The following is a 26,910-nucleotide window of genomic DNA, read 5'->3' as shown; positions in this document are numbered from 1 at the left end:
CAAGGAATTTAAAATATTTCTTTTCCTATGAAAAAGGTAAATAATAGATCTTGACTATAATAATTTAACCACTCTACAAAATTATTACTTAAAAAAGAAAAATTGACCATGTGTAGTATATTTATATAGCCTATTAAAGTGTGTTAATCTCAAATTTAATCATTGAATAAATGTTACAACTATTATAAGCAACAGTCTGAACCACATAAAACACTCATATTCAAATATTTTAAAAAATAAAAAAATAAAAATAATGAAACATAGATGTTGTACATATGTCGTACTTTTTTAAGCTTTTATTAACACGAAAATAAGTATAAAAATTTGTCAAAAGGGCAAATTAAACTTTTTTTGAATATTTGTAATCTCGAAATAGCTTCTAAAAATGATAAGAATCTTTTAATCAATTTTCAATGAAAATAAATTTAGCTAGAAAAAGAAGAGTTCCGTTTTCTCTTTAAAAAATAAAAGTATATCTATAATTATTGACTATAATAAAATATGCATTGCACTAAAACTCTTTCGTTTTTTTGTTTTATTTAAATTTTAACGTATTCAACTTAATCTGATCTGTTTATCTAGTTACGACACCAACTAATGAAAATTGACTTTTAAACATGAAAATTTTATCCTCTAATATGAGTATTCAAATAATGTACAAAATGATTTATTGAAAAGATTCTCAAGTAGCAAACTTAAATAAGTAATTTTATTTTAAAAAAAACATTTTCTTATTTCAATTATTTACTTTATATTAAATATGTTTTTAAACTGCGTGTTGATCAAACTTTCTAACTATTTATTAAAAACCTTTCTTAAGAAAGCGTTAATACGCAGTATTTATTACACTTTAATTATTCCATGTAATAAAAACAATATTATACGTTAAGACAATTGATTATTTTAATTTTTAAAAATATTTACACTACTGTAATACTTCTAAAAAGGGATATTTAGAGTTCTTGAATCACCTCTTATAAATAAATAGGATATAACTCAAAACTCAACGTTTTTTTAATAAAAGTAACTATGATGCAAACATATAAATTATACTCTTCAATTAAATAAGCGCTACCTAACAACCGAAATAATTTTCGTGATTATTATTTTAATAGTTATTAATTATTTCTTTTTGCTTCCTTCATAAAGCTCGTACCTAACAAATCTACAGTCCAAATCACCGTTTTTTAAAGGTATTCTTTTCGAAGTTCTAAGACCTACATTTTTTAAAGCTTTTATGTCTGAGGTTATTAACCATGCAGTTGAATTAGTATAGTTGTGTTTTAAAGTATCTCCTATTTTTCTATAGAACTCTTCTACCTCGATATTCAATCGTTCTCCATATGGAGGGTTAAAAAGTATTGTTGTTTTACCAAAAACCTCTTTTTTTGAATTAAAAAAATTTACATGATGTACACCTATAAACTCATCTAAATTAGCATTTATAATATTTTGTTTGGCTTTTTTTACAGCTGACGGAGCTTTATCAAAGCCCATGATTTTAAAATGAGAACTTCTTATTTTTTTTAAAAGAGAATCTTGAATAACAAAATACAAATCTTCATCATAATCATTCCAATTCTCAAAGGCAAAATGTTTTCTATTAATATTCGCTGGTATATTATTAGCAATCATAGTAGCTTCTATCAATAATGTGCCAGAACCACACATAGGGTCAATAAAATTTTCTTCTCCTTTGTATCCTGATAATAATACTAAACCAGCTGCTAAAACCTCATTTATTGGAGCAATGTTAGTTGCACTTCTATAACCTCTTTTATGGAGTGATTCTCCTGAAGAATCCAATGATACTGTTAGCCACTCTTGATGGATATGAATATGTACTTTTAAATCTGGGTATTTCAAATCTACATTTGGCCTTTTCTTAAATTTATGATTAAAATAATCTGCAATAGCATCTTTTGACTTTAAACTAATATAATGAGAGTTTGAAGTGAAATTTTTTGAATTAACAACTGCTCCAATAGAAAATGTTCCTTCTACGTCAAGATAACGCTCCCATTTAATTCTTTGTATTGCTTCATATAAATCTTCTTCATCAAAAATCTTACTCCGTTTTATTGGTTTTAATATTCTTATAGCCGTACGCAATGCTATATTAGCTTTATACATAAACCCTTTATCTCCTCTGAAGCTAACATTTCTAACCCCTTCTGCAACTTGCATTGCTCCCAATTTGCGTAACTCATCTGCTAAAACCCCTTCTAACCCAGCAATAGTTATAGCTGTCATTTTAAAATCTTTCTCCATGTACATTATTTATTCAAAACAAAAGTACTATTAATTTAAAATCTATCAATAATATTATAGGTAATTAAGTTCTTACATTTATAAAAAATCATTATTTCATTTATTCTAAGAATATATTGATTTTTAACGAATGATTTATAGTTAAACTGCAAGTTTTACGTATTTTTGTCGACACTTTTTACTATGGAAGCAAAACAAGATTGGTTTACCGAATGGTTCAATACACCATATTATCACATACTATACAAGCACAGAAATAACAGTGATGCTCAGTTTTTCATTAAAAACATAACCTCGTTTTTGAATATTAAAGAAAATGATTGGGTTGCTGATATTCCTTGTGGAAAAGGAAGACACTCTTTATTTCTAAATTCTCTTGGCTTTAATGTTCACGGGGGAGACTTAAGTCCAAACAGTATTGAGTACGCAAGAAAATTCGAAAATGAAACATTAAAATTTGAGGTTTGGGATATGAGAACTCCTATGGAAAATGACTACAATGTTATTTTTAATTTATTTACAAGTTTTGGGTACTTTAAAGATGATCGAGAAGATATTTTAGTATTGAATAATTTTAAAAAAGCATTGAAAAAAAATAAAGGTAAATTAGTACTAGACTTTTTAAATGTTGATAAAGTTAAAAGGACATTAATACCTTACGAGGAAAAAACAATCGATGGGATTAAGTTTAAAATAAAGAAAGAAATCAAAAATGACTACATATTAAAACACATTGATTTTAAAGCAAGTAACAAACTATACTCATATACTGAACAGGTAAAGCTATTATCACTTAATAAAATGCGTCGTTATTTTGATTCCGCTGGTTTAAAAATTAAGCATATATTTGGCGACTATTCTTTAAACAAATTTGAAAAATTAAATTCGGATAGATTAATCCTTATAGCTGAATGAGTTCTATTTTATTGATTTTATCGGTTTTGGTTGGAGCATTTATTGTTTTATTTATTCAACCAACAAAACAGTTTATAAGTTTACTTTTAGCCTTTAGTGGTTCTTATTTACTTTCTGTTACTGTCTTACATTTACTTCCAGAAGTCTATTTGGATTCAAATACTCCTAAAACAATTGGAATATTAATATTATTTGGAATTTTATTACAATCAATACTTGAATCTTTCTCAAAAGGTGCTGAACATGGTCATATCCATTTACCACTAAATAAAAAAAATTTTCCTAAGCTATTATTTATAAGCTTAAGCATACATGCCTTTACAGAGGGGTTGCCCATTCATGAACATAGTGGTCATCAAAGCAATTTACTTTGGGCTATTTTTATTCATAAAATACCAATAGCTATTATATTAACAACATTTTTATTGAAATTAAAATACTCCAAAAAAACAATTTTATTTTTCTTAATTTTCTTTTCACTAATGAGTCCTCTTGGAATTCTAATATCTGAGCACTCTAAACTTATTCATAAACTTCATTCTGAAATTACCGCTTTTACAATTGGTATTTTCTTCCATATATCTACAATAATTCTATTTGAAAGTTCAGAAAATCATAAATTTAACATTCAAAAATTTACTGCTATAATTTTCGGTATATTATTAACTATACTAACCCTTTAGTAATTTTTTTTAGATTACAGTACTCATTTTCTTTGTCAGGAAAAATAAAAAGACATTCTTTAAAGTAATATGTAACAATTTTTAAGCTTAAATCAAATTAATCATTAATTTACTTTTAAAATAGTATAATTAAGAACCAATAATTTTTCAATTAGTATACCTTTATGTTCAATAAAACAAAGGCTTATGTTTATAATAATATTTTAATTAACACCAACAATAGACATAAGCCAGAATTTTTTATCATAGTTTTAGTTAAACCATATTGTAAAAGACTTAATTTTAGCTAAATCTGGTATTTGATCAATGCTTACTTTCTGCATACTAAACTCTTTTAATCCAAGGTCAGATTTATCAATTGAAATAGTAGCATTTAAATCATCAATAAAAAGCGTAGCTGAGGAAAAAGAAGTTTCTACTTTAGTTATGTTATTGTTCGCGTTTATTTCTTGAAAATCAGAGTTTATATTCAAACCTGTTTTAGTTTGAAATCGTTCATCAAAAATTTCGATACTCTTAATTGTTGAGTTTAAATCTAGCTGATCTTTAGGAATTATAGTAAGTAAATGTTTTCCTCCTTTTTCATAAATTTCATACTTATCGTCCTCACTGAGATCATATTCTCCTTTTTCTCCTTCACTTAAAATTTTTACGATAGAATCGTTTTCGAAAATAACATCAATTTCATTTATTTTAGTTTTTGTAGTTAAATTACCCACATTTCCCTTTGATACATTAAACCTGCTGTTATTGCAGTGAATAAAAGTCAAAGTTATAATTGTAATTGTTAGTGTTTTAAATAGTTTTATCATGTAATTAATTTTATTTATAACGTTTTTTTTTTTATTAAAATTGTTCTTAAATTATTTTTTTTAATATCCCAAACACACTCCTTATAAAAGTAGCACTTGTAAGTACTTTTACAACGGGATTCATAGGTGTTGATCTCTTTGAAGAAGCGGATGTTCTCCTTACTGGTTTTGTATTTACTTTATTTTTTTCTTCTTCTTTGTTTAATCTTTCAATTTTCTTGTTTAACATTTCATAAGCACTTTCTCTGTCTACAATATCATTGTATTTTTTAGCTAATTGTGAATTTCCTATAAGTTCATTAAGTTCTTTATCGGTTAAAATACCCATTCTACTCATTGGAGCTCTTAGCATAGTTCTTACTAGAGGTGTTGGAATTCCTTTTTCGTTTAATACAGAAACTAAAGCTTCTCCAATTCCCAATTGAGTTAAAACTTCTTCGGTTTTGTAGTATTCAGAATCTGGATAATTCTCAGAAGCTAACTTTAAAGCTTTCCTGTCCTTGGCTGTAAAAGCTCTTAAAGAATGTTGAATTTTCATACCCAACTGAGCCAAAACATCTTCAGGTATGTCTTTGGGGTTTTGTGTTACAAAATACAATCCTATCCCTTTTGATCTTATAAGTTTTACAATACTTTCAATCTGACTTAATAAAGATTTTGATGCCTCATCAAAAACCAAGTGTGCTTCATCAATAAATATAACAAGCTCTGGGCTTCCACTATCTCCCTTTTCTGGAAAAGTTTCATAAACCTCCGCTAGTAACTGCAACATAAAAGTGGAAAATAGCTTAGGCTTATCCTGGATATCAGTCAGTCTTAAAATTGAGATAATTCCTTTACCATCATTGTCAATACGTGTTAAATCTTCAACATCAAAAGACCTCTCTCCAAAAAACAAATCACCTCCTTGCTGCTCTATTTCAACTATTTTTCTTAAAATTGCTCCTGTACTAGAGGAAGATATTCTTCCATACTCTTTTTGTATATCCTCTTTTCCTTCATTTGTTATAAACTGTAGTATTTTTTTAAAATCTTTCAAATCTAGCAGTGGCAACTGATTATCATCGCAATATTTAAATATAATAGCTACTATACCTGCTTGAGTTTCTGTAAGGTCTAATATTCTTGAAAGAAGTACTGGACCAAATTCTGACACTGTTGCTCTTAACCTGACTCCATCTTGCTCTGAAATTGTCAAAACTTCAACAGGAAATTTTTTAGCATCAAATGAAATCCCTATTTTTTCATGTCGTTCATCTATTTTTACATGTCCTGAACTTTTTTGAGCTAAACCACTGAGATCTCCTTTGACATCCATAAGTAATACAGGAATTCCTTTTTCTGACATATTTTCGGCTAAAACCTGTAATGTTTTTGTTTTACCTGTTCCAGTAGCACCAGCAATTAAACCATGGCGATTTATTGTTTTTAGAGGAATATTTACAAATGCTTTTGTTATTGTTTCTTCTTCTAACATACCAGCACCTAAAGTTAAATAATCACCTTTACAAGCATATCCTTCCTCAATGTGATTAAAAAAAGCCTTTTTATTACTCATTGTAGTTTAAATTTTGATAAAAATACTATTTATTGCTTCAAATCAAATACAAGATTCTAAAAATCTTGATAAAATTAACTCCATACAAACTATTCTCTTTTACAAGATTATGTTTTATAAGTGTATCTGAACTAATAGATAATAAGCAAACACAATTTCGTATTAATCTTTATTTTAACAAAACAGTTAATGATTTTAATAATTTTTGACAAAACATATTAGTAATTTAGTACTCTCTTTAGTCTAAACAAGATTAAAATGAATTTTCCATAAATATTTATCTTAAAATAAACATACAAGAACTACCTTTGCATCCGATTTATTTTATTGGAAGATACCTAAATCAAATTTTAAAGTAGATGGATAATAAGACGAAAGAATTAGTAAATAAAGGCGAAATGCTTCCATTAATGGAAGAGTTTTATACAATTCAAGGAGAAGGAGCTCATACGGGTACTGCAGCATATTTTATTCGAATAGGTGGTTGCGATATTGGTTGTCATTGGTGTGATGTAAAAGAAAGTTGGAATGCCGCAATTCACCCTCCAACACATGCTGATATTATTGTTGAAAACACAAAAAAATATGCTAAAACGGTTGTTGTTACTGGAGGGGAACCATTAATGTGGAATTTAGATTATTTGACAAATAGACTAAAAAGTTACCATATCAAGACTCATATAGAAACGTCAGGCGCTTATTCATTTTCTGGTAATTGGGATTGGTTTTGCTTGTCTCCAAAAAAAACGAAACTCCCATTAGAAAAAAGTTACAATGAAGCAAATGAACTAAAAATGATCATTCATAATAAAAGTGATTTTTTATTTGCAGAAGAGCAGTCAAAAAAGGTTAATACAAAATGTCAATTATTTTTACAACCAGAGTGGAGTAAGAAAGAAAAAATGACTCCTTTGATAATTGATTATGTTATGAAAAATCCTAAGTGGAGAATATCATTACAGACTCATAAGTATTTAAATATTCCTTAATTGACAACAATATTTGCTAATATAAAACATAACTTACAAAACTGTGAAACTCCATTCTACTTAAAAAGCTTATTTTTTTATTTAGAATTTGTCACATTTTCTAAATAAAAACAATGGCTTTCCTTGAGGTAATTTCTTAGAAACGTGTATAAATAGTTACATAAAAAATAAAATGACTCTCAAATATAAGGATACTTGAATAAATAAGTAGCCTAAACAGTCAGATTCACTTTACCTTTATCTATTATAAACGCACCTAGAAAACAACTTTTCTTTAAAAACAATTAGATTATCTACTTAGTTAAAGAAGAATGAAATCTTAAAATTGCATTTATTACAAAAACTAAAACACTTAAAATCAGGTAGTTTGTTTTTTTAACATATTTTTATAAAAAACAAAATATAAAAATAAAATGACAATATTTACAAAGAGATTTTATGCTCTTATCTTTACATGCTGCTTCTTAATTCATTTTAGTTGCTCAAAAGAACAATTTGAAAATAATACATCTAATGAAGTCGATAATTTTGAGTCAAAAGCTTTTCAGAAAATCTTAGAAAATGAACTTAAAAACTATACTGCTTCTGATAGAAAAAAGCTATTTAAAGATCTAAAAACCTACATCGACACCTACAATAATTCTTCTCAAAAAACAAGTATTTTAACACTTGATAACTTAACCGATAATTTTTTATTTAGATTATTTTCTGACTTTTTCGGCGACTTTTTTGGTAGACTTCATTCAGATCGCTATGCATTTGACTACAATTCGCACAACCCTATAATTAGTAAAAAAGGACTAGCAGACCCATGTGTTATTAAGCATAATGGCAAGTACTATCTCTATCCAACTTCTAATGGGCGAGAGTATCGTGTTTATGAATCAGACAACCTTTATGATTGGGTCGATAAAGGTGTTGCTTTTAGTTCTGATAAACCCAATGTATGGGCTCCTGATGTATACAAACACACAGATGGCATGTTTTATTTGTATTATTCTGTCAACTTTAAAGTCGGTGTTGCCAAATCCTCAACTCCCTTTGGGCCATTTATAGACCACGGTGTGATTGCTTCTGGTATTGATGCTCATTTATTTCGAGACCCTAAAGACCAAAATTTATACTTATACTATACAAATTATGATAATGGTCCTTATGCTACTAATGACATGGTAGTCAGAAAAATGAAGAATCCATTAAAAGTTGACTCAAAAGAATTTTTTATAATGAGAGCTGATAAAAAATGGGAAAATGGACCTTTAATTATTCCTTTTGGTATTACAGAAGCCCCGACAGTTGTTTATAAAGAAGAATTTGATTTATATTACCTAATTTATTCAGGAGATTTTTATTTCAATAACGGTTATGCAACAGGTTATGCCACATCAAACTCTCCTCTTGGTCCCTTTAAAAAATATGAAAAGAATCCTTTTTTATCTCAAATCCATACAGATGTTATGGGCCCCGGTCATGCGTCGTATCTCAAAGGATATGATGGAAATGAATATTTATTTTATCATCAAAAATCTACACCAAAATGGACATTCACTAACGAAAACGACACAAGATATATTGTTGTGGATAAGATAAAATTCGATGCAAATGGTATTCTTAAAATATCCCCAAACGCATTAAATCCATCTAAAATGTAAATAAATAAAGTGTTAAAATAAAAAAGTCGTGTTAAACACGACTTTTTTATTTTTAATAATCTTGATTAACATTCCAAGACTCTAATATTTCTTTTAATGTCTTTATAAACATTCCTCCAAGAGCCCCATTAACAACTCTATGATCATATGAATGAGAGACTATCATCTTATGTCTGATCCCTATGAAATCACCTTCAGGTGTTTCAATTACTGATGGCATTTTTCTAATAGCTCCCAATGCAAGTATCGCTACTTGTGGTTGATTAATAATTGGCGTTCCCATTATTGAACCAAAACTACCTACATTTGTAACGGTATATGTTCCTCCCTGTATTTCGTCTGGCTTTAATTTATTTTCTCTTGATCTAGAAGCTAGATCATTGACTTGCTTTGTCATGCCTACTAAACTCAATTGATCTGCATTCTTAATCACAGGAACAATTAAATTTCCATCTGGAAGCGCTGCAGCCATACCTAAATTAACATTCCCTCTCTGTATTATTTTATCACCATCAACAGAAATATTAATTAAAGGATGCTTCTTGATAGTTTGTGCAACGGCTTGCATAAAAATTGGTGTAAAAGTTAACTTTTCACCCTCTCTTTTCTGATAAGCTGTCTTTACTTTATTTCTCCAATTTACAATATTTGTAACATCAATTTCTATAAATGACTGAACATGAGCAGAGGTCTGAATTGAATTAATCATATGCTTTGAAACGAGCTTACCCATACGACTCATTTCAATAATTTGATCTTGCCCTCCAAGGGTTATCGGTGTCGAAGCTTGTTTATTTTCTTCTAAGGAAGAAGGTCTGGTAGCCTCCTGCTTGAAAGCTTTTTTGGAACTATTATTTTTTTTATTCTCTATAAAGTTCAAAATATCAGTCTTTGTCACTCTCCCTCCTTTTCCTGAACCTTGAATATCATTAAGCTCTCCCAAAGAAATTTTTTCTGCCTGGGCAATACTTTTTACTAAGGGGGAATAAAAACGATCTCCTGAAGTTGTTTCGGTTGTAATATCTTTTACTTTCTTAACATTTTGAATTGTTTTTTCTATCTCCAAAGCAGCTGGTGAAGACACTTCATCGTTGGTTTCTTCTTTTTCAGTGATTACCTCGTTATCTTCTCCATCTATTTCAATAACTGCAATTGTTTGTCCAACCTGAACAACCGTATCTTTCTCAAATAAAATCTCTACAAGTTTTCCCTCAACTTCACTAGGCACTTCACTATCTACTTTATCAGTTGCAACTTCTACAATGGTATCATCTAATTCAATCGTATCTCCAACTTCTTTCAACCAAGAAGTAATTGTTGCTTCTGCAACACTTTCACCCATTTTTGGTAATTTGAGTTCGTATCTAGCCATATTCAATTATTTTGATGCTTGCGAATTTAGTAAAAACTAATGATTTTTCTATGATTTTGACACAAAAGATTTACAATAATATTTTATTTTTTTTATATTATTCATAAAAAAAACACTTAATCACATATTAAAACAAAATATAATCATATAAAACGATATTTTTTTTACGTAATTCATATTGCGAATTATCTAAAAAAAACAAGTTAATTTAGTATTACTATTATTTTTTTAGACAAAAAACGATCGTTATATATTTATTTACGCCCATTTTTTGGGTTCTCTTAAAACTTCAATTAAAGCAGCTTCTTGAGATCCTTCATTTGGTTGATGATCATATTTCCATTTAACAGTCGGTGGCAAACTCATAAGGATACTCTCTATTCTTCCATTCGTTTTAAGCCCAAATAAAGTTCCTCGATCGTGCACTAAATTAAACTCGACGTACCTACCTCTTCGTACCTCTTGCCATTCTCTTTGTAATTGATTGTATTCGGTGTCCTTTCTTTTTTCAACAATGGGTATGTATGAATTCAAAAAACTATTTCCTACTTCCGTTACAAAATTATATCGATCATCCATTGAGAAAGTATCTGTTTCTTTTAAATAATCAAAAAATAAACCACCAATTCCTCTAGCTTCATTCCTATGCTTATTCCAAAAATAATGATCACAAGCTTCTTTAAATTCTACATAATAATTTTCATGATGCTTGCTACACGCCTCCTTGCAAATACTGTGAAAATGAAATGCATCTTCTTCGAACAAATAATATGGAGTTAAATCTTGTCCCCCTCCAAACCATTGGGTTACAACATTATTATTCTCATCATACATCTCGAAATACCTCCAATTTGCATGTACTGTAGGTACAAAAGGATTTTTTGGGTGTATCACTAAACTTAATCCACACGCATAAAAATTACCTTCTGCTACGTTAAATTGTTTTCTTAAAACATCAGGTAACTGTCCATGAACTGCTGATATATTAACCCCTCCTTTTTCAAAAATATTCCCATTTTCAATTACTCTTGTTCTCCCTCCACCTCCTTCATTACGTTTCCATAAATCTTCTTTAAACTTTGCCTTACCATCAACTTCCTCTAACTTGTCTGTTATGGTGTCCTGAAGTTCTTGTATATATGCGTAAAACTTATCTTTCATTTGTTGAATATTTGTATTACAAAAATAAATAATCTGACTATTCTAAGTATAAATTCTTTTGATTGTTTCTTCGATTACTTCTATAACAGAAAAGGGGAAAATGAAAACAGTACTCAATACGGGAATCAACATCATTAACTTAAAAACAATTCAATTAACTATAGCAATACCTTATTCTTTAGAAACATTGATGCTTTCTTAATACCCTTATTATATTTCAAAAGTAGAATCTACATTTACAGATTCCGTTTAATAGACTTTAATTAGTAAAAAAAGAATACATTGATGATATTAACTCAACTACAATACAACTTAACAAGTAAAAACAATACAATAAAAATTATCCCCATCTAACAACGGCGAAAGGACAGATTTTAAATCTAAAAGTCATATAAAAACTTATGTAAAACGGAAAATTAATTTAAGTTCTCCAATACCTTAAAAAGGGAAATGTTCTTTGACATAATTGTGGTAAATAAAATAAACGTTTGTATTCGGATAAATAGCACCCTGTAACTATATAATATGTTGTTTTTTAAGCTTTTTAGATGGTTTAAATTAATATTACATTTGTAGCGGAAATATACACAATTGTGTATATCCACTAGTTGTAAGCAATTAAACCGAACCAATGCTGACCATTGAGAAAATAAAAATTTATAACAAGTTTGGCGGAGACATTGACGGATTAGTCCGAGTCGGAAAATCGACTGAAAAAAACTTGATTAGTTATAATGATTGGTTCTTAATTGACGAATTTGAACAGGATATAAAATTGATTTCTGATAGACTTGTATCAAAAGAATATAGAGAAAAATCTTTAATCAAGCTAAATGAAAATTGCGATTTGGAAACCAAAGACTATTTCAAATTCAAAATTCCATTTTATTCGGACTTTAAAGAAGTTTCAGAAATAGTAGATAATATCAAATCAAGAATTAATGATGAAACTGATAGTGTTTGGGCTGGATTTGACAATACGGAGGTTTTGATAAAAGAACTTGATTATGACCAAAAACAAATAGAACTTTTGGATTTTGATACTCTTGAGAAAATAATGGTGGAATTTTTACCGACCAGCACTTATCAAGAATTAGCAATGTCAAATGGTTGGAGTAATGAATATTCAAAAATAGCGAAGAAATTTGATTCCATTCATAAGCAAATCAAAGAAAAACTGCTTACAACAAAGTATAAAAATAATGGCGGAAATTCTGCTAAAATCAAGAACAGTAATAACAATAAACTTTGGTCTAAACTGAAAAGTTTGTGGTCTTAAAACCACCACTATTCTTATACAAGACCGTTAAAAATACAGTTATACAAAGCACATTTATAGTGTTTTTTATGACCAAAATTTAGAAAGCTTACTACCAATAAAGAATAGTGGTTATATGATAATTCAAGGAAATAAAAGAAACGTAAATACCCTAGGTGAGAGCATAAACAATAGTCTGGACAATTACTATATTAATTTCTAATACTATCAAGCAGAAATAAAAACGTAGTCTTTAAAGATCGTTAAAAATTAGAAAATTGACCTTTTACCCCTTCTTAATTTACCTATATTACTTTTCATTTTGATAAAAAAATGGTAATTGATTATGGATAAAAAAGAAATTACCTATTTAGTACTAAAGTAAAGGCATGTCCTATTACTATTGATATCTGTAAACTTATCGAAATAGGCACTCAAAAGAACTTTCATAATTTTAATTTAAAAATTACTTTTAATGTCTTTGTATAAAAACTCATACCTTTTAAAACATTTGGATCCATAACCATAAGTTGAAATAACAAAAAAACCTCTTTTCTTAAACGAAAGAGGTTGGTTATTTATAATATTTTGTTTTTCTATTAAAGTACTGGTTTTATAAACTCCTCTAATTCTTTTTCGTTAATTTCATTAACTTTTTCCCAATTCATTTGTTTAGAAGGATATGCGGCACCTCTTCTTACACTAAGAAATCTCTTATCTTTACTAATCAAATAAGTTGTAGGATAATCTAATTTATGGAAAAAACCAAAAGACTCTGTATAGGCTTTATTATCAAATTTTTTTGTTGGTGGAATTAATTTAATTCGTGGATCAAGCTTTTTTTGCATTCTCTGAATACCTTTCAAGTCGTCCCAAAAGAACATAACAAACTCCAGTTTACCAGCGTACTTTTCAACCATTTTATTTAGGGCTGGAATATCACCCCAACATGGAGCACATCTTGTGGACGCAGCTATCAAAACTATAGGTTTTTTAACCTTGTCTGTACTTATTTTTTTTCCATCAATTGCTACGAAATCATAATTTAAGAGATAAGAACCTATTAGGCAATCACTTATTAATCCTTCCGCAGTTTCTGCCTCACAGTTATTTACGGCAAAATTGTAATATACTTTCTCTTGAGCAAGGGCTCCGATCGAAAACAAAATACTTAATAAGAATACTATTTTCTTCATATACTTTAGGATAATTAAGGGGATTATTATTTTAAACTTTATATTCCTTTACAGCATCAATAAATGCTTGCGCATTTTCTAAAGGAATATTGGGTAAAATTCCATGCCCCAAGTTAACAATATATTTATCTTTACCAAATTCATTTATCATTTGGTGTACCATTTTTTTTATGTCTTTAGGGGGAGACAATAACCGTGAAGGATCAAAATTTCCTTGTAAAGTTATATTTCCGCCTGTTAAATACCTTGCGTTTTTTGCAGAACAGGTCCAATCTACTCCTAAGGCTGAGGCATTAGACCTAGCCATCTCATTTAACGCAAACCAACATCCTTTACCAAAGGCGATAACAGGTGCTTCATCTTTAAGAGCCTCAATAATTTGATTTATGTATTGCCATGAGAACTCTTTGTAATCCGTCGGAGATAACATACCTCCCCAAGAATCAAAAATTTGAACAGCATTTACACCTGACTTTACTTTTTCTTTTAAATAAGCAATAGTGGTCGCTGTTATTTTACTTAACAATTCGTGTGCCAAAATTGGTTTACTGAAACAAAATTCTTTAGCTTTATCAAAATTTTTTGAGCCTTGTCCTTGAACCATATAACATAAAATTGTCCATGGAGATCCTGCAAAACCTATTAATGGGATTTCATCATTTAACTTCTCTTTAGTTAACTTAATAGCATCCATAACATACCCTAATTCTTCTTGAATATCTGGAACAATAACATTATCCAATCCTTTTTGATCTCTAATAGGATTTGGCAAGTAAGGGCCAAAATCGGGTTTCATTTCAACCTCAACATTCATTGCTTGAGGAACCACCAGAATGTCAGAAAATAAAATAGCTGCATCCATTCCGTACCTTCGAATTGGTTGCACTGTTATTTCTGAGGCCAGCTCTGGAGTCTTACACCTTGTAAAAAAGTCATACTTTTTCTTTAACTCCATAAATTCTGGCAAATACCTACCCGCTTGTCGCATCATCCATACAGGCGGTCTATCCACCGTTTCACCTCTTAAGGCTTTTAAAAATAAATCGTTTTTAATCATTTTTAATATTACGCCTCCTCTAATATAATAAAGTATTTTTTAACAAACTAAAAAACAGAAACTTACAAAAGAGTAAAGACTTTTTAAATTACATATTCGATACTGCTTGAATTGATTTATCAATCGCTTTTGTTATATTTTTTAAATCCTTGTTAGAAATAGCTGAAGTCAAAAACCATGCTTCGAATTGCGATGGAGGTAAGAAAACACCATTTCTAATCATTTCCCAAAAGAAAACAGCATACTTTTTAGTATCACTAGTTTGAGCTTCCTCGAAATTTGTCACATGTACATCTGTGAAAAATGTATTGATCATTGATCCAAACCTATTAACCGTAACTTTCACATCATATTTTTTTGCTGTCTCCAGCAAAAATACTTCTAATATTTTTGCTATCTCGTTAAACTTTTCATAAGGATCTTGTTTTTTTAATTCAGAAAGAGTAGATATACCTGCTGCCATTGCAATAGGATTACCACTTAATGTACCTGCTTGGTACATACCACCTAAAGGAGCTACCATCTCCATAATTTCATTACGAGCTCCATAAGCTCCTACGGGGAATCCTCCTCCTATAACTTTTCCTAAACATGTTATATCGGCTTCTACATCAAACTTCTCTTGAGCACCTCCAAAATTCGATCTGAATCCTGTCATTACCTCATCAACTATAAGTAATGCTCCTTTTGAATTAACTAGTTTTTTTAAATCCTTTAAAAAGTTGTTTTGAGGTACAACAACTCCCATGTTTCCAGCGATAGGCTCCAAAATAACGCCAGCAATGTCATCATGTTCCTCAAAATGCGCTTTTACACTTTCAAGGTCATTGTAATTAGCTATTAATGTATTTTTGACAGCCCCTTCAGGAACCCCTTTACTTCCAGGCAAACTCAACGTTGCTAAACCAGAACCTGCTGCTACCAGTAATGCATCTTGATGTCCATGATAACAACCTGAAAACTTTATAATTTTGTCCCTTCCAGTATATGCCCTGGCCAACCGAATACCACTTAAAACGGCTTCAGTTCCTGAGCTTACAAAACGAATTTTATCCATTCCAGAAAACGCTTCGCAAATAATTTTAGCTAATTTAATTTCGTTTTTAGTTGAAGCTCCAAAAGAATAACCATTTTTCAGTGCCTTTGAAACAGCTTTTTGAACTTTCTTATGACGATGACCCAAAATCATAGGGCCGTAAGACAATACCAAGTCTACATAAGTGTTGCCATCAACATCTATAATCTTACTCCCTTTTGCTTTTTTTACAAACAAAGGATTTCCACCAACAGATGCAAATGCCCTCACTGGAGAGTTTACCGCTCCAACTAAATTTGTTAATCCTTTATTATAAAGTTCTTGTGATTTTTTAAAATCCATAAACTAGATCGTATTTTTATTGATTTATTTTATTGTTTTTCAACCCTTAAAAGAAAAGACAAATCTTTATTCTTAAAAAATTCAAAGTGATATATTTTATTCTTTATAAACGGCTTGATTATCAATGAATGGTAGTTGTTTTTTTCTGAACCTATATATATTTTACCTCCTTCAATCTTCCATTTGCGTCCTGATAACGACAATGTAACTTTAGCAAATGATTCAGACATATGTTCTGTTTTCAAACCAAAATTTTGTGTTTTTTTAAAATAAAAAAAAGCCCTTTTAAAACTAGTGATCAATTTTTTATCAATATTTTTATTCGGTAACCTCAACACCTTTGTTACTTTCCAAACACCTGAAATATCTTCATTTTTTAGATTTTGGCTATTAATATTCGTAAACCAAAACAGAACGAATATAATAAGGTATTTTTTCATAAGTGGAATTATTTTGACTACTAAAATAAAGATAACTCATAAAAATAATATTAATTTATCCATGTTTTTAAGAGCTCTAAGTAAAAGAACTTCTAAATAAATGCTACAAGAAAAATTACTTTTTTAACAATTTAGCTGCTTCTTTAGCGAAATAAGTAAGGATGATATCAGCTCCAGCTCTTTTCATTGATAGTAAACTTTCCATAATAACCTTGTCTTCATCAAGCCACCCTTTTTCACTTGCTGCCTTAATCATCGCATATTCTCCACTGACGTTATAAGCTGTAATGGGTACATTATAGTTGTCTTTTAAAGACTTAATGACATCAAGATATGAAAGGGCTGGTTTTACCATTATCATATCAGCTCCCTCTTCGATATCTAGGTCGGCTTCTATAAGTGCTTCTTTAGAGTTTGCAGGATTCATCTGATATGTCTTTTTATCACCAAACTTAGGAGCCGAATCTAAAGCGTCTCTAAAGGGTCCATAAAAGGCACTTGCATATTTTACTGTGTATGACATAATGGAAACGCTGGTATATCCTGCTTCATCTAGTATTCTTCTAATGTATCCCACTCGACCATCCATCATATCTGATGGTCCTAAGATATCAGCTCCTGCTTGAGCCTGTATCAAAGCCATTTTACCAAGAATTTCAAGAGTCTTGTCATTAATTATTTCTCCTTTTTCAACAATTCCATCATGTCCGTCACTTGAATACGGGTCCATAGCAATATCTGTCATCAATACAATATCCGGAAACTGTAATTTAACCTCTTTCAAAGCCTTGATATATAATCCATTTTTATTGTAACCTTCAGTTGCATACTTATCTTTTTGATCGTCTTCTAAAGAAGGGAATATACAGAAACCTTTAATTCCAAGTCTTATGCATTCTTCTATTTCTAAAAGTAATAAATCAAGAGAATAACGATATATACCTGGCATAGAGCTTATTGATTGTTTTTCATTTACCCCTGGTATTAAAAATAATGGAAAAATGAAATCATTTGCTGTTAGCGTGTTTTCTGCAACCATCGCTCTAATGGCCCCAGACTTCCTATTCCTTCTTGGTCGTCTATTTTGTAACATTAATAGTTTTTATTATAGAAAAAAGAGATAAAAATTTATCTCTTTTATTTTATGATTCTGCAGCAAAATGTATCCCTACCATTTCAATAACACTCTCAACAGTAGGTATTTTAGCTATTTGTACATTTTTAAAATATTTAGCAGCTTCCTTAGCTGTTGAATCGCCAATACAGAAAGCTATTTCTTCTGCATTATTTTCTTTTATATAACTTTCAACAGTTGAAGGGCTGTAAAATAAAACAGCATCTATTTTAGTTTCAAGTTTAACCGGACTGTACATTGTTTTATAAGCTTCTACCTCATTAACTAGAATACCTTTTACTCTTAATAAAGTCGGTAAAACATCTAATCTTAAACTACTACAGAAGTAGGTGATTTTTTTTGACACAACGTTCTCCTCTATATATTTGGCAAGCTTTTGGGCATTATTCTCTACATGGGTTACTTTTCCGATTTTTTGCTCTATTAACTTTTTTGTACGCCTTCCTACACAAAAAATATTTTTAAACTTTAACTCATCTTTCGTAAAATTATAAAGTAAAGCCTCAACACCATTTTTACTTGTTAAAACTACATTTTCTAGTTCGTTCTTAACCTCTTTTGGTGCAATTCTATTGAATCTAATTTTAATAAAATCACTATCTTGTACTTTTATGCTACTTGGTAATAATTTTTTTTGTACTTCTGAAAGTTTTTTAGTTGAATAAATTGAAAAATCTTTTTCAATACCTTCATCTTCTAAAATTATTAACTTTCCTCCTCTTTCTATAATTTTAGTAGCACAATCTTTTGCCAAGTACTTGTGAGCTCCCAACTTTACTTTTTTAGAAACCTCTAGCTTCTTACGCCCATCTCTACTTAATAATACCCCTTTGAAGTTTATTTCTTTATCTACTTCATTGATCATTGCCAAAGCACCTATAGGTGCTGTACAACCACCTTCTAGACGATTCAAAAACTCCCGTTCAATTTTCGTGCAAGTTTCTGTATCTCTATCATTAATTAAAGCACATGCTTCTTTTGAGAACTCATCGTCTTCTAGAACTGTTATCATTATGGCACCTTGAGCTGGTGCTGGAACCATCCAGGATAAGGATATAGCTCCTTTCGGTCTTTTTCCAATTCTTTCTAATCCTGCAGCCGCAAAAACAGCTCCATTCCAGTCATTGTTATCAAGCTTTTCAAGACGTGTGTTAACATTTCCTCTTAAATCTACTACTTCATGGGTTGGATATCTGTTTAACCATTGTGCTTTTCTTCGAAGACTACCTGTTGCTATTATTCCTTCCCTTTGCGCCATAAACTCTTCAGTATCTTTCAAGACCAGGATATCATGATGATTTGCTCTTTTTAAAACCGCTGCTTGTACAATTCCTTTGGGTAAAACAGTTGGAACATCTTTCATAGAATGAACTGCAATATCTATATCACCATTCAGCATAGCTATATCAAGATTCTTCGTAAAAATTCCAGTAATACCTAATTCGTATAAAGGCTTATCTAAAACAATATCACCTGTAGATTTTATCGGTACAATATATGTTTCATATCCATGATCTTCAAGTTGCTTTCTTACTTTATTCGCTTGCCACATGGCTAGTTCGCTTTCACGCGTACCAATTCTAATAATCTTCTGTTGCATTAATTGTTTCTAAATTGTTCCCAAAAACTTTAGACATAACCTCGATACTTTGGTTAATTGAGGTATTTTCGTTTTTTAAATGTTTTACAAACTGTGTTGTTATTTTTTGAATTAACCTAGAGGTGATTACCTCCGCTTGTTCTTCATTAAAATTTTCTATTTTTTTCTTATGAAAATCAATTTCATCTTTTTGAATCGCTTGTAAGGATTGTTTTAAAGCACTAATTGCTGGTGTAAATTTTCTATGATTTAACCATTCATTGAACTCTTCCTTATGTGTAAGGATAATAGACTCAGCTAGAGGAATTTCTTTTTTTCTTATAGCCAAGGTTTTGTCTGTTATTTTAGATAATTCATCGAGATTTATTATCTCTACGCCCTCTTGTTGTTTTAACGATGGTGATACGTTTGCCGGCATTGATAAATCAAGAATCAATATTTTTTTACCTATTGGTATATGGCTTTTATCAATCGTTGGCTGACCAGCTCCAGTCGAAACAATTAGAACATCCGTCTTAATTATTTCTTGATGTAGATCTTCATATTTAGCATGCCTTATAGAATTGTTTTCCTTTATAAAACCCTCTACTTTATGCTCTGTTCTATTTACAAGACTAACTGTCTTGTTCTTAGTATACTCAGCTAAGTTTTTACAGGTATGCTTTCCCATTTTACCTAAACCAAAAACTAAGATATTTTTAGTATTGTAATCTTCTAAATTATTAATTAAATATTGAACTGCAGCATACGAAACAGATGTGGTTCCTGAACTTAGTTTAGTTTCATTTTTAACACGTTTACTCGCCTGCATTACATTACTTAACAGCCTTTCTAAATAGCCGTTAGTAGTTCCTATTTCTTTAGCTTGTTTAAAGGCTTGACGCAACTGCCCTACGATTTCGTAATCTCCAAGAATCTGACTGTCTAGTCCTGTTCCTATTCTAAATAAATGCTGAATAGCATCTTTCCCTTTGTTTACATACGATACTTTAGCAAACTCTTCAACGGAACCTTTTGAATGGTTGCAAAGCATACTGATTAGTTGAAACGGATGCTCTGCAAAACCAGTAATTTCGGTTCTATTACAAGTTGACAAAACAAAAAGCTCATTCATCCCCAAGCCCTTAGCCTCCTCTAAAAGAGCGATTTGATTCTCTTTTGACAAAGAAAACTTCCCCCTTATTGTGGCATCTGCTTTTACATAACTGATTCCTATATTATAAAATTTTGTTGGTCTTTTATCTTTATACATCGATATCTTCTTCCTAAAAATCATTCAAAAATAGAAACTTTACTTCGTTAAAAACACCGCTAAAAGAACTTTTAATATCGTTTCAAGTTTTTTGATGCAGTATTATAGCTAAACAGCCTAAAAATGTGTATTTTTGTAGTGATAGTAGGTGCTTTAAACACTATAATATAGAATTATTCTAAATAAAAGTAATTAGCTAATAAAAAACAATCATGTCAAAAAATGTCGCAAAAAGTACATTTAGAGAAATTCCTCTTGAAAAAGGTTTTTACATTCTAAAGTTTCAAAACAATACTGGAGAGGCAGATCAATACCAAAGGGACATCGATAACACTTTTATTCAAATTCACTATTGTATAAAAGGCAACATTAAATTTAATTTTAATAATGGTAATTACGTTTTTAACGTTTTAGATAAGCATTCTATATTTTTATACAACCCACAGCAAAAATTACCAATTGACATGGAAATACTTCCAAAAACATGGGTGATTTCAGTTTTAATTTCAATAAAAAAGTTTCATTCTTTGTTTTCAAAAGAAGCTGAATACATTCCTTTCTTAAGTGAAAAAAACAAGAATAAAAAGTATTACGATAATACCGAAATTAAAAACTCCGTCTTATTTGTATTACAGGAAATATTCGCTGCCGATAGTAATAGTTCAATTAAAGATCTATACCTAAAAGGAAAAACATATGAATTGTTGAGTCTTCAATTTGATAGTGGAAAAAAAACAAATGATGAATATTGTCCTTTTTTAGTTGATGACAGAGAAGTATTAAAAATACGAAAAGCAAAAGATATCATTATTTCAAATATGAGTGAACCTCCAACACTTCAAAAATTAGCTAATGAGGTAGGGCTCAATCTAAAAAAATTAAAAGAAGGGTTTAAACAGATATACGGAGATACTGTATATAGTTTTTTATTTGATTATAAAATGGAATACGCACGAAAACTTCTAGAGAGTAATCGTTTTAATGTAAATGAAGTAGGTATTCAAGTAGGGTATAGCACCTCAAGTCATTTTATTGCCGCTTTTAAGAAAAAATTTGGAACTACACCGAAACAGTATATTATTAATCTTAATCAATAAACACAAGTAGTTTTTATTTTCAATTTATAGATTTACGAAAACATGGAACAGCTTACACACTACGATGTTAAAAATAACAAAACAAAATTTCCTCTAACTATTGTATGCGATGCAATACGAACACCAGAAAATATTGGTATGTGCTTCAGAATTGCAGAGAGCTTTGGTGTTGCTAAAATATTTTTACATGAGCAATCTCCTTCTGTAGATAATAGAATTGTTAAAAAAACAGCAAGAAATACATTAGACCAAATTAAGTACGATACTTACTCTGATTTTTCAAAATTAATTGAAAACTTAAAAAAAAAAAATAACTTTATTATAGGTATTGAAATAACCGATAAAAGCATAAACATTAGCGATTATGATTTCACGCTTCATCAGAAAATTGTACTACTTTTGGGAAGTGAAAGACATGGAGTAAAAGATATAAATTATGCTGACGCAACCATTTCTATTCCAATGTACGGAAGAAATTCATCTATGAATGTAATTCATAGTCTTGCCATTACTCTGTATGAAGTAACCAATCAGTTAACAAAAATTAATACATAAAATATATTTTTAATGAAAGGTGTTTTATTAGTAAATCTTGGTTCACCAAATAGTACTGATCCAAAAGATGTAAAAAAATATTTAGGAGAATTTCTAATGGATGAAAGAGTCATAGATCTCCCTTTATGGTTACGTACTTTTCTTGTCAAAGGAATTATCTTAAATACTAGACCTAAGAAGTCTGCAAAAGCTTACAAAAAAATATGGTGGAAAGAAGGCTCTCCTTTAATTGTTCTTTCGGAACGATTACAAAAAAAAGTTCAACAAAAAACAGAACTTCCAGTAGCTTTGGCGATGCGCTATGGTAACCCATCTCTTAAAAATGGTCTACAAGAGCTTTACGATAAAGGAGTTAAAGAAGTTCTACTCATACCTTTATATCCTCAATTTGCAATGGCCACAACAGAGACTATTACAGTTTTAGCCGAAAAATTAAGACAACAATTTTTTCAGGATCTAACCATAAAGGATATACCAGCATTTTATAATAAACCTGAATATATTAAAGCACTTTCAAATAGCATTAAAGACTATTTATCCGATAAAGATTATGATCATTTATTATTCTCTTATCATGGTGTTCCAGAAAGACATATTAGAAAATCAGACATTACAAAATCTCATTGTAAAATTGATGGTAGTTGTTGTAACACTCCCTCAAAAGCTCATAAGTATTGCTACAGACACCAATGTTATCAAACTACTAAAAATGTAATTAATGAATTAAAATTAGATGATAAAAAAGTAAGTACCTCTTTTCAATCTAGACTTGGTGTTGATCCATGGTTGCAACCTTATACTGATAGAACTATCGTTAAAAAAGCAGAAAAAGATGGTATTAAAAACTTAGCCATCGTTACCCCTGCATTTGTGTCTGATTGCCTGGAAACACTAGAAGAAATTGCAATGGAAGGTAAGGAAGAATTTATTGAAGCTGGGGGTAAAAATTTCTATACTGTGCCCTGTATAAATGATAATGAAGAATGGGTAAATGTCCTTTCTGGATGGATTAATGATTTTAATTTAAAACCATAAATAATAATTTAATGGATTTTCTGTATGTAAAAGCACTCCATATTATTTTTATAGTTACTTGGTTTGCTGGATTATTCTATATTGTTCGCTTGTTTATATATCACGTAGAGGCTGAAAAAGAAGAGGAACCTGTTAAATCAATACTTCAAAACCAATATAAGTTAATGGAAAAAAGGCTTTGGTATATTATCACATGGCCTTCGGCTATTTTGGCTAGTCTTTTTGCTTTTTTAATGTTATATCAAAACCCTATATATCTGGAAATGTCTTGGATGCATGTAAAATTATCTTTTGTCCTCGCCCTTTATTTTTATCATTTTTCTTGCCATAAAATATATACACAGTTACAAAATAATATAATTAAATATTCCTCATTAAAACTTCGAATATGGAACGAGGTAGCTACCATTATACTATTTTCTGTAGTTTTTTTGGTTGTTCTAAAAGATGCTATAAGCTGGGTTTGGGGGGTAATAGGAATTATTTTATTTTCTTTTTTATTAATGTTTGGAATAAAAAGCTACAAAAAAGCAAGGGAAAAAAAAAACTGGGATAAATACGAAAGAGAACTTCTAAAAAAAGAAAAAAAAGAAGAATAACATCTTTTTTATGCCATCTAATATCTTTTTATTCATCTACAACTATTTAAACTTTACCTTAAAATTAAGTAAACCTAGCTAATTTACTTTAATTTAAAGTAATTAAAAAGTAAATTTAAATATGTTGTTGGGAGAAGAGGTTTTCTAACTAGTTGGCCTTTTCTCTTTTCTTTTTTTAAACTTATTTATCTTTTATGTAAGCATTCTTAAAAACAAACAACTCGAAAAAAGCATATCACTCCAAAATATATCACTTAAAAACAAAACCTTAACTAATTTAAAATATCTTTAAAATAGTATTTTCAAGATACAAATAATGGTTAATACTAGTGTATTTATTAGTAATATTATCTATATAAAAATTAATTTTATTTACTGAAATTTGTAAACTCGTTTTCAAACTACTACGTATTAACCAAGCAACGTGATTCCTTTCATTCATATTAAGTTAATGCGTAGTTTTTTTTAAAGTATTCTTTTCTAATTTAATATGATTTTTTACACATAAAAATGATAATAATATTTAGTTATAATTAATAAAAAAATTATTTCCTGCATATATTGATTTTACAGCTTTAATAATTGCTTCAGGTTCACTTTTTAAGGCATATCCTTTACAATCTAAAAAACGTGCAATTTTTGCACATTCAACTGGCTGATATTCACTTAACACTAAAACATTTTCTATTAAATTATTGTATTTCAACTTTTCTAATAAGTCTATACTATGAAAGTGTGGTATACTAAAAGTAACAATTACTACATCTACCTTATGTTGTTTTTTCCACTCAATAAACTCATCATGAGAGGTAAATATTTTTTCAATTTTTATAGAATCCTCAAATTTAAACAAGGAAATATAACTCTCAACAAGTCGTTGCTTTTCTTCGACAATTGCTACTTTTATTTCTGACATACTAAAAAACAAAGAGCTCTAAAGTTACTTTTCAAAAAAACTAAAATTTTAATTTTTAGTTAAAATCAAAAAAACATAGGTTAAAGTACAACCTCATATAAAAATGGTAAGACGAATAGACTATATAATAGGTCTATTCTCAAAAAATTGACTTATCAATTCAAGAAAACTTAAAAACGTATACCTAAATAAATATTATTTTTCCCTTTCTATTTCAACATAAGTAATAACAACTAAACTATGTTATCTCTATAGAAAAATCGATTCTAATTACTTTTACAGTAATTCTAAGCATTAACTTTAAAAACAAAAACACCTTAAATAAGGTGTTCATAAATGGAATACTTACATTTTTTTAGTTAAGTACATGTTTTAAAATTAAATTGTGAAAAATAGATTTGCTATCTATTAACCCTATAACAATAAAAAAAACACCTACCACTTTAAGAATTATTTCTGAAGCTGACGCAACTTTTCTGTTCTCGAATACTTCACTTTTCTCATAATTTGGATCATAAACTATGTCAATAGGTTTGCCAACTTCCCTAGCTATATTAGTTGCTGTAGATAACTTAAATTTTCTTTTATTATTTTTAGTATCTTCTACTTCTACAATTGTGTAGTAAAGTACACTTTCTCCAAACTCTGAGAGTTCATTATCAATTATTATTCCCGTAGCTTTTTTTCCATTTTTTTGAAGTAACTTTCTTTTTATTCCTGTTTTTATACCAAAAAATAAGAGTACTCCCCCTATCATAACAAAAACTAACATAGTTTTATTTTTGAATATTTAAAACACCAAATATAGAGATTTTATCAATGGCATAACTTTTACTTCTCTTATACCATACTTGTATTTTTTCTTTTTATAATAATTATTTGGCAGCATGCACTGATGACTATGGATACATCAATTCATTTCTAAAATCAAGGGCTATTATTTTTATTCATTCTAAAAAAACAACAAGACTAAAAGTGAATGACTTAAGACAATTATTCTTTTATCAGACTTTCAATAACTTCTTCTATTTCATTAATAGTTGTCGACTTTAACCCTTTAGTTAAATAGACAATTTTAGCATTTTCATCAATGACAATATTCGTTGGATAACTTGATATTTTATAATCTTTAATAACACTCTTACTATTCGGTATTATATGATATAAAAACTCCTGTTCTTTTAAAAAAGAATTAATTTGTGCACCTCCATTCCCTGAAAAACCTAAAAACTCAACGTTATCATCGTGATATTTTTTAACTAGATTATTTAGTTCTGGCATTTCCCTTACACAAGGCTTACATTCAATAAACCAAAAGTTCAAAACAATTATTTTTCCTTTTAAACTATTTAAAGATTTTTTGTTTCCTTTAATATCTGTTACTGAAAAGACAGGCGCATTCATTCCGATTAAACTACTTTTAACTTTCTTTTGCGCCATTGTATTTAAGCAACTAAAAATGTAAAGCAAAATTGTTACGGTTGTTATTTTTATATATTTCATGATTATTTTATTATAACCTCAAGACAATACATTTTATATAAAGTTACACAATATGTAAAAAATTATTCTTGTTGGTTTTTCTAAAGTAATTTTCTATGCTAAAAACAGATTACTTATTCTTTTCTTAAAATAACTAATAACCTTCAATTTAAATCTAATAACTACATTTATATAATGAATAGTTGCTCTATTAAAACCTTAGACAAGGTGATTACCTTATGACTATTTATAACAATTTTAAGCACGAAAAAGAATTTCTCATAATAGAATTATACCTACTACTTATTTTTTATTACTCATATCACTAGGATTAAGATGTTCACACAAATGAAGCTGTTGTTTTGTGAAATTTATCTCATAAAAAACCACAAAATACCATCTAAAAACAAAATGTTAAAGTGTTTTTTTTATTTACTGTCTCTTTGTGTCTTTATTTTTGTTTTAACCTATTCAAAAAACTGTTTTTTACAACAAAA

Annotated in this window: 24 protein-coding genes; 9 read left to right on the top strand and 15 right to left on the bottom strand. The window is 29.2% G+C overall.

The annotated features are described in order from the left end of the window. Window positions 1-1,122 precede the first annotated feature (1,122 nt). Window positions 1,123-2,271 (bottom strand): THUMP domain-containing class I SAM-dependent RNA methyltransferase, encoded by a 1,149-nt coding sequence (locus ACSIGE_RS14555; protein ID WP_440880604.1) that lies wholly within the window; start codon window positions 2,269-2,271, stop codon window positions 1,123-1,125. Window positions 2,272-2,454: 183 nt separating this feature from the next. Here ACSIGE_RS14555 and ACSIGE_RS14550 point away from each other — a divergent pair, with 183 nt between their 5' ends. Both ACSIGE_RS14550 and ACSIGE_RS14545 read left to right on the top strand, forming a co-directional pair. Beyond that, window positions 2,455-3,186 (top strand): SAM-dependent methyltransferase, encoded by a 732-nt coding sequence (locus ACSIGE_RS14550; RefSeq protein ID WP_440880603.1) that lies wholly within the window; start codon window positions 2,455-2,457, stop codon window positions 3,184-3,186. Beyond that, window positions 3,183-3,869 carry a ZIP family metal transporter gene (locus tag ACSIGE_RS14545; protein WP_440880602.1) on the top strand — a complete coding sequence of 229 codons (687 nt, stop codon included), beginning with the start codon at window positions 3,183-3,185 and terminating at the stop codon, window positions 3,867-3,869. The genes ACSIGE_RS14550 and ACSIGE_RS14545 overlap by 4 nt, the downstream gene beginning before the upstream one ends. A 251-nt stretch (window positions 3,870-4,120) precedes the next feature. On the opposite strand, the gene ACSIGE_RS14540 is transcribed toward ACSIGE_RS14545, so the two are convergent. After that, complete coding sequence (locus ACSIGE_RS14540) at window positions 4,121-4,681, bottom strand: hypothetical protein (protein WP_440880601.1); 561 nt, start codon at window positions 4,679-4,681, stop codon at window positions 4,121-4,123. Between the two features lie 46 nt (window positions 4,682-4,727). Further along, entirely contained in the window at window positions 4,728-6,239 is a 1,512-nt protein-coding gene (locus ACSIGE_RS14535; protein ID WP_440880600.1) for a helicase HerA-like domain-containing protein, read from the bottom strand. Window positions 6,240-6,598: 359 nt separating this feature from the next. Between ACSIGE_RS14535 and ACSIGE_RS14530 the strand changes: the two genes are divergently transcribed. Then, a complete protein-coding gene (locus ACSIGE_RS14530; protein WP_440880599.1) occupies window positions 6,599-7,228 on the top strand; it encodes a 7-carboxy-7-deazaguanine synthase QueE in 630 nt (209 codons plus the stop codon). A gap of 413 nt (window positions 7,229-7,641) precedes the next feature. Then, window positions 7,642-8,880 carry a glycoside hydrolase family 43 protein gene (locus ACSIGE_RS14525; protein WP_440880598.1) on the top strand — a complete coding sequence of 413 codons (1,239 nt, stop codon included), beginning with the start codon at window positions 7,642-7,644 and terminating at the stop codon, window positions 8,878-8,880. 52 nt (window positions 8,881-8,932) lie between these two features. Here ACSIGE_RS14525 and ACSIGE_RS14520 read toward each other — a convergent pair whose 3' ends face one another. Continuing rightward, window positions 8,933-10,252 carry a dihydrolipoamide acetyltransferase family protein gene (locus tag ACSIGE_RS14520; RefSeq protein ID WP_440880597.1) on the bottom strand — a complete coding sequence of 440 codons (1,320 nt, stop codon included), beginning with the start codon at window positions 10,250-10,252 and terminating at the stop codon, window positions 8,933-8,935. 258 nt (window positions 10,253-10,510) lie between these two features. Beyond that, window positions 10,511-11,413: an oxygen-dependent coproporphyrinogen oxidase gene (hemF, locus tag ACSIGE_RS14515; protein ID WP_440880596.1), complete on the bottom strand. Its 903-nt coding sequence runs from the start codon at window positions 11,411-11,413 to the stop codon at window positions 10,511-10,513. 631 nt (window positions 11,414-12,044) lie between these two features. Between hemF and ACSIGE_RS14510 the strand changes: the two genes are divergently transcribed. After that, complete coding sequence (locus ACSIGE_RS14510; protein ID WP_440880595.1) at window positions 12,045-12,692, top strand: hypothetical protein; 648 nt, start codon at window positions 12,045-12,047, stop codon at window positions 12,690-12,692. 578 nt (window positions 12,693-13,270) lie between these two features. Here ACSIGE_RS14510 and ACSIGE_RS14505 read toward each other — a convergent pair. The 7 genes from ACSIGE_RS14505 to hemA all read right to left on the bottom strand — a co-directional run bounded on the left by ACSIGE_RS14505 (window position 13,271) and on the right by hemA (window position 20,729). Then, a complete protein-coding gene (locus ACSIGE_RS14505) occupies window positions 13,271-13,867 on the bottom strand; it encodes a TlpA family protein disulfide reductase (RefSeq protein WP_440880594.1) in 597 nt (198 codons plus the stop codon). Between the two features lie 31 nt (window positions 13,868-13,898). Further along, entirely contained in the window at window positions 13,899-14,924 is a 1,026-nt protein-coding gene (hemE, locus tag ACSIGE_RS14500; protein ID WP_440880593.1) for a uroporphyrinogen decarboxylase, read from the bottom strand. An 88-nt stretch (window positions 14,925-15,012) separates the two neighbouring features. Beyond that, window positions 15,013-16,302, bottom strand: a complete 1,290-nt coding sequence (gene hemL / locus ACSIGE_RS14495; protein WP_440880592.1) for a glutamate-1-semialdehyde 2,1-aminomutase — start codon at window positions 16,300-16,302, stop codon at window positions 15,013-15,015. Between the two features lie 29 nt (window positions 16,303-16,331). Further along, window positions 16,332-16,742, bottom strand: coding sequence for a hypothetical protein (locus ACSIGE_RS14490; protein ID WP_440880591.1), 411 nt, complete (start codon window positions 16,740-16,742; stop codon window positions 16,332-16,334). 115 nt (window positions 16,743-16,857) lie between these two features. After that, complete coding sequence (gene hemB / locus ACSIGE_RS14485; protein ID WP_440880590.1) at window positions 16,858-17,835, bottom strand: porphobilinogen synthase; 978 nt, start codon at window positions 17,833-17,835, stop codon at window positions 16,858-16,860. A gap of 49 nt (window positions 17,836-17,884) precedes the next feature. Continuing rightward, a complete protein-coding gene (gene hemC / locus ACSIGE_RS14480; protein WP_440880589.1) occupies window positions 17,885-19,477 on the bottom strand; it encodes a hydroxymethylbilane synthase in 1,593 nt (530 codons plus the stop codon). Then, complete coding sequence (gene hemA / locus ACSIGE_RS14475) at window positions 19,458-20,729, bottom strand: glutamyl-tRNA reductase (RefSeq protein WP_440880588.1); 1,272 nt, start codon at window positions 20,727-20,729, stop codon at window positions 19,458-19,460. The genes hemC and hemA overlap by 20 nt, the downstream gene beginning before the upstream one ends. Window positions 20,730-20,941: 212 nt before the next feature. On the opposite strand from hemA, the gene ACSIGE_RS14470 reads away from it, so the two are divergent. Genes ACSIGE_RS14470 through ACSIGE_RS14455 form a run of 4 tightly spaced genes read left to right on the top strand, consistent with a single transcriptional unit; the run spans window position 20,942 to window position 24,015 of the window. Beyond that, the gene (locus ACSIGE_RS14470) at window positions 20,942-21,826 is read left to right on the top strand and encodes a helix-turn-helix transcriptional regulator (RefSeq protein WP_440880587.1); all 885 of its coding nucleotides are present in this window, start codon (window positions 20,942-20,944) and stop codon (window positions 21,824-21,826) included. A gap of 42 nt (window positions 21,827-21,868) precedes the next feature. Next, window positions 21,869-22,381 carry a TrmH family RNA methyltransferase gene (locus ACSIGE_RS14465; protein ID WP_440880586.1) on the top strand — a complete coding sequence of 171 codons (513 nt, stop codon included), beginning with the start codon at window positions 21,869-21,871 and terminating at the stop codon, window positions 22,379-22,381. 12 nt (window positions 22,382-22,393) lie between these two features. Continuing rightward, window positions 22,394-23,416 carry a ferrochelatase gene (gene hemH / locus ACSIGE_RS14460; protein ID WP_440880585.1) on the top strand — a complete coding sequence of 341 codons (1,023 nt, stop codon included), beginning with the start codon at window positions 22,394-22,396 and terminating at the stop codon, window positions 23,414-23,416. An 11-nt stretch (window positions 23,417-23,427) separates the two neighbouring features. Further along, complete coding sequence (locus tag ACSIGE_RS14455) at window positions 23,428-24,015, top strand: CopD family protein (RefSeq protein WP_440880584.1); 588 nt, start codon at window positions 23,428-23,430, stop codon at window positions 24,013-24,015. 523 nt (window positions 24,016-24,538) lie between these two features. Here the strand turns inward: ACSIGE_RS14455 and ACSIGE_RS14450 are convergent. The 3 genes from ACSIGE_RS14450 to ACSIGE_RS14440 all read right to left on the bottom strand — a co-directional run bounded on the left by ACSIGE_RS14450 (window position 24,539) and on the right by ACSIGE_RS14440 (window position 26,371). Further along, complete coding sequence (locus ACSIGE_RS14450; protein WP_440880583.1) at window positions 24,539-24,931, bottom strand: response regulator; 393 nt, start codon at window positions 24,929-24,931, stop codon at window positions 24,539-24,541. A 355-nt stretch (window positions 24,932-25,286) separates the two neighbouring features. After that, window positions 25,287-25,703 carry a DUF3592 domain-containing protein gene (locus tag ACSIGE_RS14445; RefSeq protein WP_440880582.1) on the bottom strand — a complete coding sequence of 139 codons (417 nt, stop codon included), beginning with the start codon at window positions 25,701-25,703 and terminating at the stop codon, window positions 25,287-25,289. Between the two features lie 221 nt (window positions 25,704-25,924). Next, window positions 25,925-26,371: a peroxiredoxin family protein gene (locus tag ACSIGE_RS14440; protein WP_440880581.1), complete on the bottom strand. Its 447-nt coding sequence runs from the start codon at window positions 26,369-26,371 to the stop codon at window positions 25,925-25,927. Between the last annotated feature and the right edge of the window lie 539 nt (window positions 26,372-26,910).

This window comes from Tenacibaculum profundi, from assembly GCF_052050075.1.
In the GTDB taxonomy this organism is placed as follows: Bacteria; Bacteroidota; Bacteroidia; order Flavobacteriales; family Flavobacteriaceae; genus Polaribacter.
Note: the sequence above shows the minus strand (reverse complement) of the source record. Positions and strands in the feature narration are given on the sequence as shown.

What these genes read in the sequence shown, in the direction of transcription:
- ACSIGE_RS14540 (WP_440880601.1), bottom strand. Translation starts at nt 4,681, where the DNA reads ATGATAAAACTATTTAAAACACTAACAATTACAATTATAACTTTGACT.
- hemF (WP_440880596.1), bottom strand. Translation starts at nt 11,413, where the DNA reads ATGAAAGATAAGTTTTACGCATATATACAAGAACTTCAGGACACCATA.
- hemE (WP_440880593.1), bottom strand. Translation starts at nt 14,924, where the DNA reads ATGATTAAAAACGATTTATTTTTAAAAGCCTTAAGAGGTGAAACGGTG.
- ACSIGE_RS14490 (WP_440880591.1), bottom strand. Translation starts at nt 16,742, where the DNA reads ATGAAAAAATACCTTATTATATTCGTTCTGTTTTGGTTTACGAATATT.
- ACSIGE_RS14440 (WP_440880581.1), bottom strand. Translation starts at nt 26,371, where the DNA reads ATGGCGCAAAAGAAAGTTAAAAGTAGTTTAATCGGAATGAATGCGCCT.
- hemB (WP_440880590.1), bottom strand. Translation starts at nt 17,835, where the DNA reads ATGTTACAAAATAGACGACCAAGAAGGAATAGGAAGTCTGGGGCCATT.
- ACSIGE_RS14550 (WP_440880603.1), top strand. Translation starts at nt 2,455, where the DNA reads ATGGAAGCAAAACAAGATTGGTTTACCGAATGGTTCAATACACCATAT.
- ACSIGE_RS14455 (WP_440880584.1), top strand. Translation starts at nt 23,428, where the DNA reads ATGGATTTTCTGTATGTAAAAGCACTCCATATTATTTTTATAGTTACT.
- ACSIGE_RS14525 (WP_440880598.1), top strand. Translation starts at nt 7,642, where the DNA reads ATGACAATATTTACAAAGAGATTTTATGCTCTTATCTTTACATGCTGC.
- ACSIGE_RS14465 (WP_440880586.1), top strand. Translation starts at nt 21,869, where the DNA reads ATGGAACAGCTTACACACTACGATGTTAAAAATAACAAAACAAAATTT.
- hemC (WP_440880589.1), bottom strand. Translation starts at nt 19,477, where the DNA reads ATGCAACAGAAGATTATTAGAATTGGTACGCGTGAAAGCGAACTAGCC.
- ACSIGE_RS14505 (WP_440880594.1), bottom strand. Translation starts at nt 13,867, where the DNA reads ATGAAGAAAATAGTATTCTTATTAAGTATTTTGTTTTCGATCGGAGCC.
- ACSIGE_RS14530 (WP_440880599.1), top strand. Translation starts at nt 6,599, where the DNA reads ATGGATAATAAGACGAAAGAATTAGTAAATAAAGGCGAAATGCTTCCA.
- hemA (WP_440880588.1), bottom strand. Translation starts at nt 20,729, where the DNA reads ATGTATAAAGATAAAAGACCAACAAAATTTTATAATATAGGAATCAGT.
- ACSIGE_RS14555 (WP_440880604.1), bottom strand. Translation starts at nt 2,271, where the DNA reads ATGGAGAAAGATTTTAAAATGACAGCTATAACTATTGCTGGGTTAGAA.
- ACSIGE_RS14535 (WP_440880600.1), bottom strand. Translation starts at nt 6,239, where the DNA reads ATGAGTAATAAAAAGGCTTTTTTTAATCACATTGAGGAAGGATATGCT.
- ACSIGE_RS14450 (WP_440880583.1), bottom strand. Translation starts at nt 24,931, where the DNA reads ATGTCAGAAATAAAAGTAGCAATTGTCGAAGAAAAGCAACGACTTGTT.
- hemH (WP_440880585.1), top strand. Translation starts at nt 22,394, where the DNA reads ATGAAAGGTGTTTTATTAGTAAATCTTGGTTCACCAAATAGTACTGAT.
- hemL (WP_440880592.1), bottom strand. Translation starts at nt 16,302, where the DNA reads ATGGATTTTAAAAAATCACAAGAACTTTATAATAAAGGATTAACAAAT.
- ACSIGE_RS14545 (WP_440880602.1), top strand. Translation starts at nt 3,183, where the DNA reads ATGAGTTCTATTTTATTGATTTTATCGGTTTTGGTTGGAGCATTTATT.
- ACSIGE_RS14510 (WP_440880595.1), top strand. Translation starts at nt 12,045, where the DNA reads ATGCTGACCATTGAGAAAATAAAAATTTATAACAAGTTTGGCGGAGAC.
- ACSIGE_RS14445 (WP_440880582.1), bottom strand. Translation starts at nt 25,703, where the DNA reads ATGTTAGTTTTTGTTATGATAGGGGGAGTACTCTTATTTTTTGGTATA.
- ACSIGE_RS14470 (WP_440880587.1), top strand. Translation starts at nt 20,942, where the DNA reads ATGTCAAAAAATGTCGCAAAAAGTACATTTAGAGAAATTCCTCTTGAA.
- ACSIGE_RS14520 (WP_440880597.1), bottom strand. Translation starts at nt 10,252, where the DNA reads ATGGCTAGATACGAACTCAAATTACCAAAAATGGGTGAAAGTGTTGCA.